Source organism: Frondihabitans sp. Leaf304, from assembly GCF_001423105.1.
GTDB lineage: Bacteria > Actinomycetota > Actinomycetes > Actinomycetales > Microbacteriaceae > Frondihabitans.
Genome location: NZ_LMNV01000003.1, coordinates 385,247 through 399,424 on the forward strand (window position 1 = coordinate 385,247; position 14,178 = coordinate 399,424).

General features: G+C 68.2%; 14 protein-coding genes and 1 tRNA gene. 5 read left to right on the forward strand and 10 right to left on the reverse strand.

What is annotated here, in order from left to right; genetic code table 11:
- Positions 1 to 177 precede the first annotated feature (177 nt).
- The 4 genes from ASF54_RS12100 to ASF54_RS12115 are packed head-to-tail and all read right to left on the reverse strand — an operon-like array spanning position 178 to position 3,544.
- Positions 178 to 1,305: an aminotransferase class V-fold PLP-dependent enzyme gene (locus ASF54_RS12100; protein ID WP_055963233.1), complete on the reverse strand. Its 1,128-nt coding sequence runs from the start codon at positions 1,303 to 1,305 to the stop codon at positions 178 to 180.
- 25 nt (positions 1,306 to 1,330) lie between these two features.
- A complete protein-coding gene (locus tag ASF54_RS12105; protein ID WP_442855785.1) occupies positions 1,331 to 2,143 on the reverse strand; it encodes an isoprenyl transferase in 813 nt (270 codons plus the stop codon).
- Positions 2,144 to 2,147: 4 nt separating this feature from the next.
- Positions 2,148 to 3,101, reverse strand: coding sequence for a hypothetical protein (locus tag ASF54_RS12110; RefSeq protein WP_055963239.1), 954 nt, complete (start codon positions 3,099 to 3,101; stop codon positions 2,148 to 2,150).
- Positions 3,098 to 3,544, reverse strand: coding sequence for a peptidase inhibitor family I36 protein (locus ASF54_RS12115; RefSeq protein WP_084816236.1), 447 nt, complete (start codon positions 3,542 to 3,544; stop codon positions 3,098 to 3,100). The genes ASF54_RS12110 and ASF54_RS12115 overlap by 4 nt, the downstream gene beginning before the upstream one ends.
- A 122-nt stretch (positions 3,545 to 3,666) precedes the next feature.
- Between ASF54_RS12115 and trhA the strand changes: the two genes are divergently transcribed.
- Positions 3,667 to 4,314 carry a PAQR family membrane homeostasis protein TrhA gene (gene trhA, locus ASF54_RS12120; protein ID WP_055963245.1) on the forward strand — a complete coding sequence of 216 codons (648 nt, stop codon included), beginning with the start codon at positions 3,667 to 3,669 and terminating at the stop codon, positions 4,312 to 4,314.
- A gap of 61 nt (positions 4,315 to 4,375) precedes the next feature.
- Here the strand turns inward: trhA and ASF54_RS12125 are convergent, their stop codons facing one another.
- Together ASF54_RS12125 and mca are read right to left on the reverse strand one after the other, a co-directional pair.
- Positions 4,376 to 4,678: a hypothetical protein gene (locus tag ASF54_RS12125; protein ID WP_123942941.1), complete on the reverse strand. Its 303-nt coding sequence runs from the start codon at positions 4,676 to 4,678 to the stop codon at positions 4,376 to 4,378.
- Between the two features lie 17 nt (positions 4,679 to 4,695).
- Positions 4,696 to 5,580: a mycothiol conjugate amidase Mca gene (mca, locus tag ASF54_RS12130; protein WP_233573073.1), complete on the reverse strand. Its 885-nt coding sequence runs from the start codon at positions 5,578 to 5,580 to the stop codon at positions 4,696 to 4,698.
- A gap of 49 nt (positions 5,581 to 5,629) precedes the next feature.
- Between mca and ASF54_RS12135 the strand changes: the two genes are divergently transcribed.
- The gene (locus ASF54_RS12135) at positions 5,630 to 6,085 is read left to right on the forward strand and encodes a DUF4307 domain-containing protein (RefSeq protein ID WP_055963247.1); all 456 of its coding nucleotides are present in this window, start codon (positions 5,630 to 5,632) and stop codon (positions 6,083 to 6,085) included.
- Positions 6,086 to 6,168: 83 nt separating this feature from the next.
- Complete coding sequence (greA, locus tag ASF54_RS12140) at positions 6,169 to 6,660, forward strand: transcription elongation factor GreA (protein WP_055963250.1); 492 nt, start codon at positions 6,169 to 6,171, stop codon at positions 6,658 to 6,660.
- A 94-nt stretch (positions 6,661 to 6,754) separates the two neighbouring features.
- Here the strand turns inward: greA and ilvA are convergent, their stop codons facing one another.
- Positions 6,755 to 7,996 (reverse strand): threonine ammonia-lyase, encoded by a 1,242-nt coding sequence (gene ilvA / locus ASF54_RS12145; protein WP_055963253.1) that lies wholly within the window; start codon positions 7,994 to 7,996, stop codon positions 6,755 to 6,757.
- A gap of 69 nt (positions 7,997 to 8,065) precedes the next feature.
- Here ilvA and ASF54_RS12150 point away from each other — a divergent pair, with 69 nt between their 5' ends.
- Positions 8,066 to 9,283 (forward strand): winged helix-turn-helix domain-containing protein, encoded by a 1,218-nt coding sequence (locus ASF54_RS12150; protein WP_055963256.1) that lies wholly within the window; start codon positions 8,066 to 8,068, stop codon positions 9,281 to 9,283.
- A gap of 46 nt (positions 9,284 to 9,329) precedes the next feature.
- Here ASF54_RS12150 and ASF54_RS12155 read toward each other — a convergent pair whose 3' ends face one another.
- Positions 9,330 to 9,911, reverse strand: coding sequence for a LemA family protein (locus ASF54_RS12155; RefSeq protein ID WP_055963258.1), 582 nt, complete (start codon positions 9,909 to 9,911; stop codon positions 9,330 to 9,332).
- A 219-nt stretch (positions 9,912 to 10,130) separates the two neighbouring features.
- On the opposite strand from ASF54_RS12155, the gene ASF54_RS12160 reads away from it, so the two are divergent.
- Positions 10,131 to 12,452 carry a hypothetical protein gene (locus ASF54_RS12160; protein ID WP_157510168.1) on the forward strand — a complete coding sequence of 774 codons (2,322 nt, stop codon included), beginning with the start codon at positions 10,131 to 10,133 and terminating at the stop codon, positions 12,450 to 12,452.
- 8 nt (positions 12,453 to 12,460) lie between these two features.
- Here ASF54_RS12160 and ASF54_RS12165 read toward each other — a convergent pair.
- Positions 12,461 to 12,534, reverse strand: a tRNA-Leu gene (locus ASF54_RS12165).
- A 78-nt stretch (positions 12,535 to 12,612) separates the two neighbouring features.
- Complete coding sequence (locus ASF54_RS12170) at positions 12,613 to 14,157, reverse strand: NAD(P)/FAD-dependent oxidoreductase (RefSeq protein ID WP_055963263.1); 1,545 nt, start codon at positions 14,155 to 14,157, stop codon at positions 12,613 to 12,615.
- Positions 14,158 to 14,178: the final 21 nt, after the last annotated feature.

Below are 14,178 nucleotides of genomic sequence, written 5' to 3' on the forward strand. Positions count from 1 at the left end.
ATGGCTTGAAGCTACGTCAGCCCACCGACATCCCACAAATCCGACACACCGTGCCGGGGTTACGGGCAGATTAACGCGCGCCACAGGGGCCCCACGAGGAAGCAGGGCCGAGGGACGAGGATCCGAGCGGCGTCTGCCGGATCCTCGTCTCCGGTCAGCCCCCGGGCCGAGAGACGGTCAGTACTGCACGGTCGTCGCGTACGACGTGAGCGCCCCCCGCAGGGCTCCGAGCGTCTCGCCGCCCGTCGAGACATGCGCGCTGAGTCGCACCAGGCCGTCACGGACGGTCGCGGTGATGCCGTGGTTGATGAGCGACGCGGTGATGGCCGTCACCTGCGGAGGCTCGGGCTCGAGCACGACGATGCCGGCGCGCTCGCTCTCGTCTCGCGAGGAGATGACGGGAAGCGCGAACTCGTCGGCGAGGTCGATGATCGACGACACCGTCTCGGTGATCGCCCCGGAGATGGCGCCGACTCCGACGTCGGCGATGCCTTCGAGAGCCGTCGCGAAACGGGCCTGCGCGATCGGGTCGGTGCGCGTGACCTGGAAGGCGGCAGCACCCTGCAGGGGCGGCGGTACCTCTTCGTACGACGAGCCGAGCGGAACGATCGTGCCGGTGACTCCGCTGATGAGCGGAACCAGGTCGGTCGCCGCGCGTTCGCTCAGTGCGAGGAAACCTGTTCCCCAGCCCGCCCGAACCCACTTCTGCCCGCCCGCCACGACGACGTCGGCCAGCTCGTAGGCGGCCTCGACGACTCCGAAGCCCTGGATCGCGTCGACGATCAGCAGCCGGTCGCCGATCACGTCGCGAATGCCCTCGAGATCGCTCCGGTAGCCGGTGCGATAGTCGACGAGACTCACCGCGACGGCGGTGGTCGCGGGCGTGAGGTTGTCACGAACCACCTCGGGGGTCACGACCCCCTGCGGCGGCTGCATCGTGATCGAGTCGACCGAGTGCAGAGCCTGGGCGGCTCGCTGCGCCGCCACGGGGATGCTCGGGTACTCCCGCGCCGAGTAGAGCACCTGTCCGGTCAAGCCGAACATCGCGTGGAACAACCCCATCGAAGCGTTGGGCTGGAACACCACCCGGTCGGTCGGGAACCCGGTGAGGCGTCGAACCGCCTCGCGCACGCGGATGTCTTGCTCGTCGAAGACGCTCCCCGCGCCGTACCGACCTCGGGCGTGGATCTCGCCGAGGGCGTTCTGCTCGGCCAAGACGGCCTTGCTCATGGGCCCGAAAGAGGCGAAGTCGAGGTACCCCGGATCTTCTGCGAACCCCTGGCGGTACTCGTCGATGGTGGTCACGCGGGCTCCTTGTATGCGAACGAACCTAACTACCGTACCTGCGGTGGCGGTTCGCGAAGTCTCGGACGGCCCGCAAGAAGTCGACCTCGCGCAAATCCGGATAGAAGGCCTCGACGAAATAGAACTCGCTGTGCGCGCTCTGCCACAGCATGAAGTCGCTGAGGCGCTGCTCCCCCGAGGTGCGGATCACCAGGTCGGGGTCGGGCTGTCCGCCCGTGTAGAGGTGGTCGGCGATGAGCTCGGGGGTGAGCACGTCGGCGAGGTCGTCGATGGTGCCGCCGCCTTCGCCGTGGGCTCGCACGATACTGCGCATGGCGTCGGCGATCTCGCGCCGGCCACCGTAGCCGACCGCGAGGTTGACGTGCAGACCGGAATGCTTCGCCGTGCCCGCCTCTGCCTCCTGAAGCGCAGAAACCAAGGATCCGGGGAGCCCGTCGACCGACCCGACGTGCTGCACCCGCCAGTCGCCCTGCTGCGACAGGTCGTGAGCCAGCTCGGAGATGATGTCGACGAGAGCTTCGAGCTCTTCGTCGTGGCGGTTGGTGAGGTTGTCGGCCGAGAGGAGGTAGAGCGTGACGACCTTGATGCCGAGCTCGTCGCACCAGGTCAAGAACTCGCGGATCTTCGCGGCACCGGCACGATGCCCGTGCGCCGCGGTCTCGAGCATGCGCTGCTTAGCCCAGCGGCGGTTTCCGTCGACGATCATGGCGACGTGGTTCGGCACCTCGGCTTCGGCGAGGCCGCGGCGGATTCGGCGCTGGTAGAGACGGTAGGCGAAACCCCGGCCCACCGGCGTCTCGGCCGTGTCGCCGCCGCCTGATCGTCGCCGTGAAGTCACGCTCTTACGGTAGCCCACTCGTCTGAGCCGGGGTATCCGCCTCCCGGGTGATGGACGGTGCCGCGCGGATGACGCCGCGTTGCTTTAGATACGCGTGAATGCGTCGATGCTGGGCATCGAGTCGCGCCCTGATCTTCACGAGGCGGTCGGCGTACTTCTCCACCAGCTTCGCCTGGATATCCCACTCGGTGTCGTAGATAGCTTCGGCGTAGCCGCTTGATTCTTGGCACCCGGCGTCGGCCGTCGCGATCCTGATCTCGTCAGCGCTCGCCTTCTCTGTGGGTGGCGCATCGGCGTCGAGGCCGAACGTCGCACGAAGGGAGGGTGTCGGCATATCTGCCGGGTCGGAGCCCAGATCGGCAATACCGAGCGGAGCCATGCAGTCGGCCCAGCGCCCGGCGGCGGCGACCACCCCGTGGTCTGCTCGGGCGCGAGCGTAGGCCTCGGCCGCGAGCTTCGTCGCGAAATGCGAGATCGGCTTGTCGAGCCCGAGACGCCGGTCGGCGCGCTCGGCACAGGCAGTCCAGGCCTTCTCGCCCGCTCGATCGAGGCGCGGTTGCCGAAAGAGCTCGTCGATCTTTCGCTGGTCGAGGCCGCCCTCGCCGATCTGCTGGTGATACCCGAAGGTACGCGCGGTCTCGGGAGTGAAGATCAGGCGGGTGACGGAGTTCCAGCTGGCGTTTCCGTCAGGACGCACCGTGCGGGGCGCGACGGACCACTTCTGGCCGGCCGCCTTCATGCAGGTGACGATCGCGAGGTCGCGGGCATAGTCGCGGTTGCCGGTCTCCGTCTCGACGAAGGCGTCGGTCGGCATGACCATTCGGCTGCGGTCTTTGGCCGGCAGCCGGACGTCGTGGCGGCCCGTCTCGGGTTCGCTGCAGGCCAGTGCACCAAAGGCCACGACGAGGGTGACCGCCACGCCCGCCAGTGCGCGGCGAGCGCGGGGCCGGGCAGTCATTGCGCGACGAATTTGCCGGAACTGATGCGATTGTCGAACACCTTCGTGATCGTGCCGCCCGCATCGCCGAGATAGCGGTCGCCGGAGCCCCGAGGGAGATCGATCGACGGGCCTTTGAAATTGGCGTCTTGCCAGAAGCGGACGGTCTGGTACCGACCGTTGTTGTAGACGGAGGTGGCGATGTCGTCGGCGTTCCACTGCCCCGAATCGCCGACACGCACCAGACGGAGATCGCTGACCGAGTTCGCGAAGCTCGTGCGGATTCCGCCATAGCTCTTCGCGTCGTAGAGACAGGCCGAACCGAGTGCACAGGTGCCAGGCGCGGGCGAGGTCGCGCGCGAGACCCCGCTGGCGAAGGCTGGGCTGGCGGCACCGATCGCGGCCGCCGCACCGGTGAGAGCGGCCACCGCGCTCACGAACATCCTCTGGCGAATGGACTTCATCGTTCTCCCTCGAGTCGTCGCCCGGCTGGGCCCCTTCACTCTATGGAACGAGAAGTGTCACATGCAAATACAGGTCTGTGAACTCCTGGCGGATAGCCAGAAAAGCCCCCTACGATCGGTGGATGACCGCTCTTAGCACCCAGCTCGAGGTCAAACCCACCTGGCGCGGGTGGATTCACGCCGCGACCTTTCCCGTGGCGATCGCCCTGGGCGTCGTCCTCGTGAGTCTGGCCGTGGGCACACCGGCCAAAGCATCGACGGCGGTGTACTTCGGCACGTCACTGCTGCTCTTCGGAGTGTCGGCGACCTACCACCGCTTCAACTGGAAGCCGAAGGCGAAGCTGCTGCTCAAGCGCCTCGATCACTCCAACATCTTCCTGCTGATCGCCGGTACCTACACTCCCCTTGCCGTCTTGAGCCTCCCGCACGACAAGGCGGTCATCCTGCTCTGGCTCGTCTGGGGCGGGGCCTTCGCCGGCATCGCCTTCCGCGTCTTCTGGACGAGCGCGCCCCGCTGGCTCTACACCCCGCTCTACGTGCTCCTCGGCGTGGGTGCTCTGCTCTACGTGCGCGAATTGATCGCCAATAACCCCGCGTCGATGATCCTGGTTCTCGCGGGCGGGCTCCTCTACATCATCGGAGCCGTCTGCTACGGCACGAAGCGTCCCAATCTCATCCCGGGCGTCTTCGGCTTCCACGAGCTCTTTCACGCCCTGACCGTGCTGGCGTTCCTCTGCCACTGGACGGCCGTGCTGCTCGTCGCGATCTAGCGCCGCTCTCGCGGGTTCAGCGAGTGGAGCCCGGGTCGTCCGTCTCGCCGCACTCGCGGGTTCAGCGAGACGAGCCCGAGTCGTCCGTCTCGCCGCGCAACTCGTCGTCGAGCCCGGCGGCCGCCCTCGCGGCCTCCTCGCGCTCCGCCTCGATCTGCTCGCGCACTTCGCCCCGGTAGCGGGTACGCCGCACTCGACGTGTCATGTCGACGATCAAGAACACCGTGGCCAGGGCGACGCCGAAGATCGCCAGGAACCCGATCCATCCGGGCGTGACGACGCTGTCGGGGACGGTCTGGACCCCCGGTGAAGACGGGTTGCCGGTTTCGGCAAGGATCCTCGTCGCCAGTGCACTGACTGACACCGAGACTGCCAACACGCTCACTCGGTCACGCCCGCGAAGAGGTCGGTCTCGGGCAGCGTGGTCTCGACCTTGGAGTCGATGAGCTGGAAGTCTTCGGTCGGCCAGACCCTGGCCTGCAGCTCGTGGGAGTGCAAGAAGAAGAATCCGGTGGGGTCGACCTGGCTCGCGTGCGCTCGCAGCGCATCGTCGCGCGCCGGGAACGAATCGGCGACGTTCACATGTGTTGTCGACGGGTCGGCTCGTTCGCCCCAGCGTTCGAACATCTCATCCATCTGCGTGAGCACGGGAGAGTCGGGGGTCTCGACCTTGATGGCCTCGTAGATCGCCCGCATGCGCGTGGTGTTCATGATGCGGTCGTAGTAGAGCTTCGACACCTGCCAGGCAGGGCCCGCGTGGGGGTAGCGCGCGGGGTCGGCGGCAGCCTCGTAGGCCGCGACCGAGACCTCGTGGGTGCGGATGTGGTCGGGGTGGGGGTAGCCGCCGTTCTCGTCATAAGTGAGGAGCACGTGGGGCTTGAACCGACGCACGATGCGCACGAGCGGCTCGGTCGAGATCTCGAGGGGAATGGTCGCGAACGAGTTGACCGCGACACTCTCGCCCTCCTCGGGCAACCCGGAGTCGCTGTACCCGAGCCAGACATGGTCGACACCCATGGCCTCTTGAGCGCGGGCCATCTCGAGGATCCGCAGCCCGGCGATGTCCCGCTCGGCGTGCGCCCGCGCCTCGAGGTGCTCGTTGAGGATCGACCCCTGCTCGCCTCCCGTGCAGCTCACCACCAAGACCTCGACCCCGGCCTTGCGGTAGTGAGCGTACGTAGCGGAGCCCTTGCTCGACTCGTCGTCGGGATGGGCGTGGACTGCCAGCAGGCGCAATGGCACGGTGGTACCTCGGATCTCGGTCACGGCCAGCGTTGCTAACCTCTACCCAAGGATAATCGGACGGAGACCGCAGGTGGCGCCCACCCCCTCGAGCAACAGCACGAGCGCACCGCAGTCGTCGGCAGCACCCGCGGGCGACAGCAAGCTCGACGTCCGTTACGGCCGCACTCGCGCCTTCCGTCTGCGGCGTCGCTGGATCGCCGCAATCGCCGGCGGCGTGGTCGTGGTCGTCTTCGGAGCCTGGGTGCTCTTCGCAGCCTTCGATGGCACGAGCGCCACCATCGAGTCGAACGACGCCGGGTATGAGATCCACGACGCCCACTCAGCAACCGTGCGCTCGCAGATCAGCGTCGATCCGGGCACGAAGGTCGACTGCTCGATCCAGGTGCTCAACTCGGGCTTCGACGTGGTCGGCTGGAAGGTCGTCCACTTCCCCGCATCGACGAGTCAGAACAACACCTACACGACCGACCTCAAGACCATGAACCGCGGAGTCACGGGCTTGATCGACAAGTGCTGGCTGCCGTAAACTCTCGTGATTCCCGCTCGAGACCGGCCACACGGCCGGTCTCCTTTTTTCAGCCACCCACCCTTCGGGGTATTGGAGCAACCATGAGCAACGCAGAAACGACCACCTGGCTCTCGCAGGAGGCCTACGACCGACTGGCCGCCGAGCTCGAGACTCTCAGCACCTCGGGCCGCGACGAGATCGTCGGGCGCATCTCGGCCGCGCGCGAAGAGGGCGACCTGAAAGAGAACGGCGGCTACCACGCGGCCAAAGACGAGCAGGCGAAGATCGAGGCGCGCATCCGCACCCTGATCAACCTCCTCAAGACGGCGACCATCTCGGAGCGCGCGGCCGACACCGGCATCGTCGGCCCCGGCATGCTCATCACGGCGACCATCGCCGGCGACGAGTCGACGTTCGTGCTCGGCAGCCGTGAGATCATCGCGCCCGGCAGCGACCTCACCGTCTACAGCCCGACGAGCCCGCTCGGCGAGGCAATCGAGGGCAAGAAGGCCGGCGACTCGACCTCGTACACGGCCCCCAACGGCAAAGAGATCGCCGTCGCGATCTCGTCGGTCGCGCCCTACAGCTTCTAGCCCGTCACGACAGAAGGCCCAGGATCCCACGCGACTCGCGCTGGATCCTGGGCCTCTGTCGTGCGGACGCGCCAGCGTCGCGGACCGTCAGCGCCTACGAGGCTGCGGGCTGCGGCGTGAAGCCGTTGTCGCGCAGACGCTCCATGACCTGCTCGGCGTGATCGGGGCCGCGTGTCTCGACGCTGAGCTCGAGTTCGACCTCGCTGATCTGAAGGCCACGGCCGTGCCGGGTGTGCAGCACTTCGACCACGTTCGCGTTGGCCTCCGAGATGATCTCGGAGACGCGGGCGAGCTGACCCGGCCGGTCGGGAAGCATGACGCGGAAGTGCAGGTACCGGTCGCTGGCGGCGAGGCCGCGGCTGATCACGCGTTCCATCATGAGCGGGTCGATGTTGCCGCCCGAGAGCACAATGACGGTCGTTCCGGTCGGCTGCACCTGCTCGGTGAGCACGGCGGCCACGCCCACGGCTCCGGCGGGCTCCACGACCTGCTTGGCCCGCTCGAGCAGCACCAGGATCGCGCGGGCGGTGTCGTCGTCTTTGACGGTCACGACCTCGTCGACGACGTCGCGGGCGATCGCGAAGTTGAGCACTCCGGGCTTGGCCACGGCAATACCGTCGGCGATCGTCGGCGTGGGAACGACCGCGGTCGCCTCGCCCAGCTTCATCGAGATCGCGTAGGGCGCCGAGTTCGCCGCCTGGACGCCGACGATGCGGATCGTTCCGCCGGTCTCGCGCCGAGCCTGGGTGACCGCACTGGCCACCCCGGCGATGAGGCCTCCGCCGCCGATGCTCATGATGATTGTCTCGACGTCGGGCACCTGGTCGAGGATCTCGAGGCCGAGCGTGCCCTGGCCCGCGATCACGTCGGGGTGGTCGTAGGGCGGGATGAAGACGGCGCCGGTCTCGTCGGAGAACTCTTTCGCCGCTCGCAGGGCGTCTTCGACGGAGTTGCCGCCGAGCACCACATCGGCGCCGTAGTCGCGGGTCGCCTGCAGCTTCGGCAGCGCAACGCCGACCGGCATGAAGATCGTCGCCGTGATGCCGAGCTCGCGAGCCGCCAGCGCGACGCCCTGTGCGTGGTTGCCGGCACTCGCCGCCACGACGCCGTGGGCGCGCTCGTCGGCGTCGAGCTGCGACAGCCGGTTGTAGGCCCCGCGGATCTTGTACGAGCCCGTGCGCTGGAGGTTCTCGCACTTGAGGTACACCTTCGCGCCGAGCGCCTGACTCAAGAAAGACGAGCTCTCCATCGGCGTGACGTGCGCCACGTGCGAGACGCGCTCGCGGGCTTCTCGGAACTCGGCAAGTGTCGGGCCAGCCAGGGTCACATCCGTCATGGAAGAAGTGTAGGCGGCGAAACCCCGATTGAGGATCCGTATGTCGGTAGCGGCATCTATCCTCAGACCGTGCTCCCGTCCAGCGTTTCTCCCGCTCTCGCCCGTCGCGTCGCCCTGGCCGCGCAGGGGTTCGGTCGCGTCCCGTCCGGGCCCGTCGCGACGCGTCAGCTCAACACCCTCATCGATCGTCTCGGCCTCTTGCAGATCGATTCCGTCAACGTGTTCGAGCGCAGCCACTATCTGCCGATCTACGCCCGGCTCGGATCCTTCGAACGGTCTCTGCTCGACCGACTCACCTTTGCCCGAGGGGGCCGCTACACCGAATACTGGGCGCACGAGGCGGCGTTCCTCCCGACGACCGATTGGCCGCTCTGGCGCTGGCGGATGGAGCACTACCGCGACTACTACGCCGCCCGGCCCGACTCGTGGGCGTCGGCCAACACAGCGACGCTCGACTGGTTGCGGGCGGAGCTCCGGGCATCCGGGCCCCTGCCGGCGAGTGCGATCGAGGCCGATGCCGTGATCGGCGCCGAGTCGACCGCGCGGCGCGGTCCGTGGTGGGGCTGGAGCGACGTCAAGCGGGGCCTCGAGGTGCTGTTTCGCACGGGCGAGGTCGTCAGCGCTGGTCGCACCCGCTTCGAGCGCGCCTACGGTCTTCCCGATCAGGTACTGCCCTCAGCGGTGCTCGATCGCACGGTCTCGCGTGCCGACGCGCACCGGGCGCTCGTCTCGCACGCCGCCCGGGCGCACGGTATCGGCACCGCGTCCGACATCGCCGACTACTTCCGGCTTAAGGCGGCCGACGTGGCCCCGGCCCTGGCCGATCTGGCCGAGGCCGGCGAGATCACTCAGGTCTCGGTCGACGGCTGGGGCCGGCCAGGGTGGCTGCACACCGAGGCGAGACTGCCCCGGCGCGTTGAGGCCGACGCACTGCTCTCGCCGTTCGACCCGATCGTGTGGGAGCGCGCGCGGGCCGAGCGCCTCTTCGGCTTCCACTACCGGATCGAGATCTACACGCCGCAGCCCAAGCGAGTCTTCGGCTACTACGTGCTGCCGGTGCTGCAAGACGAGGCACTGGTCGGTCGGGTCGACCTCAAGAGCGACCGCCAGGCCGGTGTGCTGCGGGTGCAGGCGGCGTGGCACGAGGCGGGGCAGACAATCGACGTCGAGCGGTTGGCGGCCCTGCTCCGCCGGACGGCCGAGTGGCAGGGCCTGGAGTCACTCGAGGTGATGCCGCGTGGCGACCTCGCGCCGGCACTGACTGCTGACGTCCGCGCCCTCTCCTAAGGAAGCGCCGGACCGCTCACCGGGTTCGCTTCAGAACTGCACGCGGTCAGAACTGCACGCGCGGGGGCTCGGCGATCGCCGACGGCTCTGCCACCTCGAAGAAGTCGCGCGAGGTGAATCCGAGCCGCTTCGAGAAGAGGGTGTTCGGGAACACCGTGGTCTTCGTGTTGAACTCACGCACGCCGCCGTTGTAGAACCGCCTCGACCCTTGGATCTTGTCTTCGGTTTCGACGAGTTCGGACTGCAGTTGAAGGAAGTTCTGGCTCGACTGCAGCTGCGGGTAGGCCTCGGCCACGGCGAAGATGCTCTTCAGCGACTTCTGCATGTGGCTCTCGGCGACCGCGGCCTCGGCCGGACTCGTGGCACTCAGCGTCTCGGCACGCGCCTTCGTCACGCTCTCGAAGACCCCCGACTCGTGAGTGGCATACCCCTTCACCGTGCTGATGATGTTCGGGATGAGGTCACCCCGACGCTTCAGCTGGACGGTGATATCGCTCCACGCCTCATCGACGCGCACCTTGAGGGTGACCAACGAGTTATAGGTCGCCCAGAGGTAGATGCCGAAGATGATGAGCAGCAGCACGACGATGCCTGCTGCAATGAGAATGCCGATGAGGGCGGAATCCATGGTTGAGATACTCCTTGTCGATCCGGGGATCACTATAAACGGGCTGAATGGGGGCTCCATGCGCGGGGGGCATTCTCGGAGGCAACTCACGCCCAGCGGCGGTTTCGACGGATCCTTGACCTCGTGCCTGTAGGTACTTGTAACAATTCACGGAGATTTCACGTACTCCGCCGTTCGAACGATTGACTTGTACCCCGCAACTTGGCTTACTGGGGGGCAGTGCTCACCAACACGACCCCCAGCTCCCGACGCTCCGTGGCCATGGCCAGCGGGCGCGTTCGTCGTGGGCGGGTGCCCGCAGCGATCTGCGTGGCAGCACTGGCCCTCGTTCTGATCGTCTCGGGTCTCTCGGTCGCTCCGTCCGCAGCCGAGGCGGCGCCGACGAGCGCGACGCCGACACCCTCGCAGGGCATCGGCACACCGGCCCCGCCCGTCGCCCCGACGATCTCGGTCGCCGACTCGCCGCGCGCCCGGGTGACGGTGTCAGGAACAGCCACGCCCTCGGCACACCTGCGCGTGCTCGACCCCGTCCACCCCGCATCGTCGCTCTGCACCTCGACAGCCACTGCCGACGGGCGCTGGTCGTGTGAAGTCGACCTCGTGTCAGGCGCCGGGCAGACTCTCACCGTGCGTGACCTCACCGACACCGCGCTCGGCGACGTGCAGTCGGCCCCGTTCTCGGTGCTCGCCGCCCCGGTGCTGTCGACCGGGTCGGGAGTCGACATCGGAGCCCGCGTCCAGGGAACGGGCTATCCCGGCGCTCGAGTGACGGTGACGACCGATGGCAAGGCCGCGGCGACAGCGACCGTCAGTGACGCGGGGCAGTGGAGCACCGTGCTCTCGGCCACGACGACACCGTCCGGTCGCTACAGCGTTCAGGCGACGCAGTCGTCGTCGCGCGTGCCGGCGGTTCCCGTTTCGTCCGCCTCCGCCGCGGTCACCGTCACGATCGATCGCGATGCCCCGGCTGCGCCGACGGTCGTCCACCCCGCGCAGGGCTCCACCATCAGCCGGCAACCCGTGGTCTTCGACGGCACCGGCGAGAGCGGTTCCACCGTCACCACCTACGTCGACAGCAATCCCGTCTGCACCGCCGTCGTGAAGCACGGGGTGTGGAGCTGCAGTTCGGAGGGCCTCCTCCTCCCGTCCGGAGACCGCCGGGTCCAGGCCGCTCAGCGCGACGCCGCCGGCAACTACGGTGCGCCCAGTGCGGCCGTCCTGGTCACATTCGCCCCGTCGTCGCCATCGGCCACGCCCTCGACTCCGTCGGCGACTCCGTCCGCCCAGCCCACGACGCCATCCGACTCGACGGAGCCGTCTGCCGCTCCCCCGACGGGCACGCCGACCAGCCCCGGTACCCCGGGCGGCGGGTCGCCCAGCGGTGGCCCGTCTAGTTCCGGTGGGTCGACCGGATCAGGGGGAGGCACCGGCGGCAGTGGTTCAGGCGGCGGTGCAGGAAGCGGCTCAGGATCCCTCGGCTCGGGTTCCGCCTCGACCCCCGGCGTCATCGACAGTTCGTCGTGGTCGGGCCCGACGGGCTTCGGCGGCACCCTCCCGACGCTGTCGCAGGGTCTTGGCGGCTGGTCGTGGATGTGGGCCCTCGTCATCGGCCTCGTCTTCCTCCTCCTAGTCGTCGCACCCCTGCGCCTTGCTGCCTCGGCGCTGGGCGGTCGGCTCGCCGGACGAGCCCACCGACTCGCGGGCCGCAACCGCTCACTCTCCGACCGCGACGAGCGGTCGGTCCTCTCGCCGACCGCAGGGGTCGTCCTGGCCCTCGCGGTCGGCGCCGTGCTCGTCGCCCTCGCCGCGGGCGTCGACGACCAGGTGCGCTACATCCGGCTCGTCGTGGCGATCGCCGTCGGAATCGCCCTGATCAACGGTCTCGGTGTCGTGCTCCCCACCTGGCTCCTCGGGCGTCGTCTCGGGCTGCGCCTCTCCCTCTCCGTTTCGCCCCGCCTGCTCGTCGGAGCCGTGGCGGCGTGTGTGGCAACCCGGGTGCTGGGCATCGACCCGCCTCTTGCCATCGGAGTACTCCTCGCTGCGGGCCTCGCCGACGCGGGTGGGCGCGCGCTCGAAGCGAACACGCTCGATGCACGAGGCCGCGACACCGGGCGGGTCAACGTCCGGCGAGACGACGTCCGAACAGGCGGTGTCCTCGCCACGGCCCAACTCGGATCCTTGGCCGGTCTGTCGTTCCTGGCCTGGATCGCCCACGGGCTCATGCCTGCCTCGAGCACTGCGTTCGCCGCCGAGATCACGCGGGAGGCGCTGGCGACGATGTGTCTGGCGGGTCTTGGATCCTTGATCGTCTTGCTGGTTCCGCTCGGAGCCCTACCCGGCCGCGCTCTCTACGCCTGGTCGCGGCCGACGCTGGTCGGGTTCGCCGTGATCGGCGTCGCCATGGCCTCCGTCGTCTATCTCGGCGGCCCTGACGAGACGTTCCCGATGCTGCCGCTCGTGATCGCCTCTGCGGCATTTGCGACCCTTGCCGTGGGCGCCTGGGCCTGGGTGCGCTTCGTCGAGCCCGGCGACGACGTCTGACGAGCGAGTGCCCCCGCAGGGACTCGAACCCTGACTGAAGCGATTTTAAGTCGCCTGCCTCTGCCGATTGGGCTACGGGGGCGTGCCCGTCAAGCGTACTGAACGGGCCGCGAAACGCCTGATGCCCCCGCAGGGCGGGGGCATCACGACTAACGACGAGCTACTCGGCGGCGGGGGCCTTCTCGGCGGGCGCCTTCTTGGCAGCCGGCTTGCGCGCCGGAGCCTTCTTAGCGGCGGGCTTCGACTCGGCAGGCTTCGACTCCGCAGCCACCGGCTCAGCCTTCGTCTCACCGTCGGCGGGAGTGGCGTACGCGGGGCCGGGCTGGCCGGCAACCTTGCCGATTTCAGGCGCGGGGGCCGCTGCGGGCTCGTCGGCCGGAGCCGCGGGCTTCGGGCGCGAGGCGAACTCCTCGAAGGCGGCGCGCGGCCTCGTGACGTTGTCGAGCGACGCGATGTCGCGGCCGAGCACGAAGTTGTTGGCCCAACCGGTCACGACGCGGATCTTGCGCTCCCACGACGGCATGGCCATGCCGTGGTAGCCGCGGTGCGCCATCCACGCCGGGAATCCCTTGAGGGCGAACTTGCCGCTCTGGAACACACCGATGCCGATGCCGAGACCGGCGACGGCTCCGAGGTTGTCGTGGCGGTAGTCTTTCGTGTTTTCGCCACGGAGATCGGCCGTGAGGTTCTTCGCGAGCTGCTTGCCCATGCGAACGGCGTGCTGGGCGTTCGGCACGCAGAAGCCGCCGACGCCGCCGCCGGTGAGGTCGGGCGTCGCCGCGACGTCGCCGCAGGCCCAGGCGTCGGGCACGACGGTGCCGTCTTCGGTCACGATGCGGAGGTCGGGCTGCACCGAGATGCGGCCGCGGGCCTCGATCGGGAAGTCGGTGTTGCGAACCACCGGGTTGGCCATGACGCCGGCCGTCCAGATGATGAGGTCGGACTCGAACGACTCACCGGTCGACAGCTCGACCTTGCCGCCGACGGCCGACTGCAGCTGCGTGTCGAGGTGGACGATGGCCTGGCGCTCGGCGAGGTTCTTGAGCACCCAGTGGCTCGTCTCGAGGGCGACCTCGGGCATGATGCGACCCATCGCCTCAATGAGGTGAAAGTGGGTGTCGTCGATGGTGAGGTTCGGGTAGTTCTTGAGCAGGTCGGTCGCGAAACTGCGCAGCTCGGCGAAGATCTCGATGCCTGCGAAGCCGCCACCGACGACGACGGTGGTAAGCAGGCGGTCGCGCTCGGGGCCGGCGTCGAGGTTCGCGGCCTTCTGGAAGTTGGTGAGGAGCTTGTCGCGGATGGCCTCGGCCTCCTCGATCGTCTTGAGGCCGATGGCCTCGTCGGCGACACCCGGAATCGGGAACGTGCGCGAGACGGCACCAGCGGTCATGACGATCTGGTCGTACTCTTCCGTCCACTCGGGGCCGACCTCGGGGGTGATCGTCGCGGTCTTCGTCGCGTGGTCGACCTTCGTCACCTTGGCCGTGACGACGTTGGTGCGAGTCAGGTGGCGTCGCAGCGACACGATGGCGTGACGCGGCTCGATCGAACCGGCTGCGACCTCGGGAAGGAACGGCTGGTAGGTCATGTAGGGCAGCGGGTCGACCACGGTGACCTCGGCCTCGCCCTTGCGCAGCCACTTCTCGAGCTTCCAGGCGGTGTAAAAACCGGCGTAGCCGCCGCCGACGATCAGGATTTTGGGCACGAGGGATGAACTCCTAGATAG

What these genes read in the sequence shown, in the direction of transcription:
- ASF54_RS12115 (WP_084816236.1), bottom strand. Translation starts at nt 3,544, where the DNA reads ATGAAGTCCATTCGCCAGAGGATGTTCGTGAGCGCGGTGGCCGCTCTC.
- ASF54_RS12110 (WP_055963239.1), bottom strand. Translation starts at nt 3,101, where the DNA reads ATGACTGCCCGGCCCCGCGCTCGCCGCGCACTGGCGGGCGTGGCGGTC.
- trhA (WP_055963245.1), top strand. Translation starts at nt 3,667, where the DNA reads ATGACCGCTCTTAGCACCCAGCTCGAGGTCAAACCCACCTGGCGCGGG.
- ASF54_RS12155 (WP_055963258.1), bottom strand. Translation starts at nt 9,911, where the DNA reads ATGGATTCCGCCCTCATCGGCATTCTCATTGCAGCAGGCATCGTCGTG.
- ilvA (WP_055963253.1), bottom strand. Translation starts at nt 7,996, where the DNA reads ATGACGGATGTGACCCTGGCTGGCCCGACACTTGCCGAGTTCCGAGAA.
- greA (WP_055963250.1), top strand. Translation starts at nt 6,169, where the DNA reads ATGAGCAACGCAGAAACGACCACCTGGCTCTCGCAGGAGGCCTACGAC.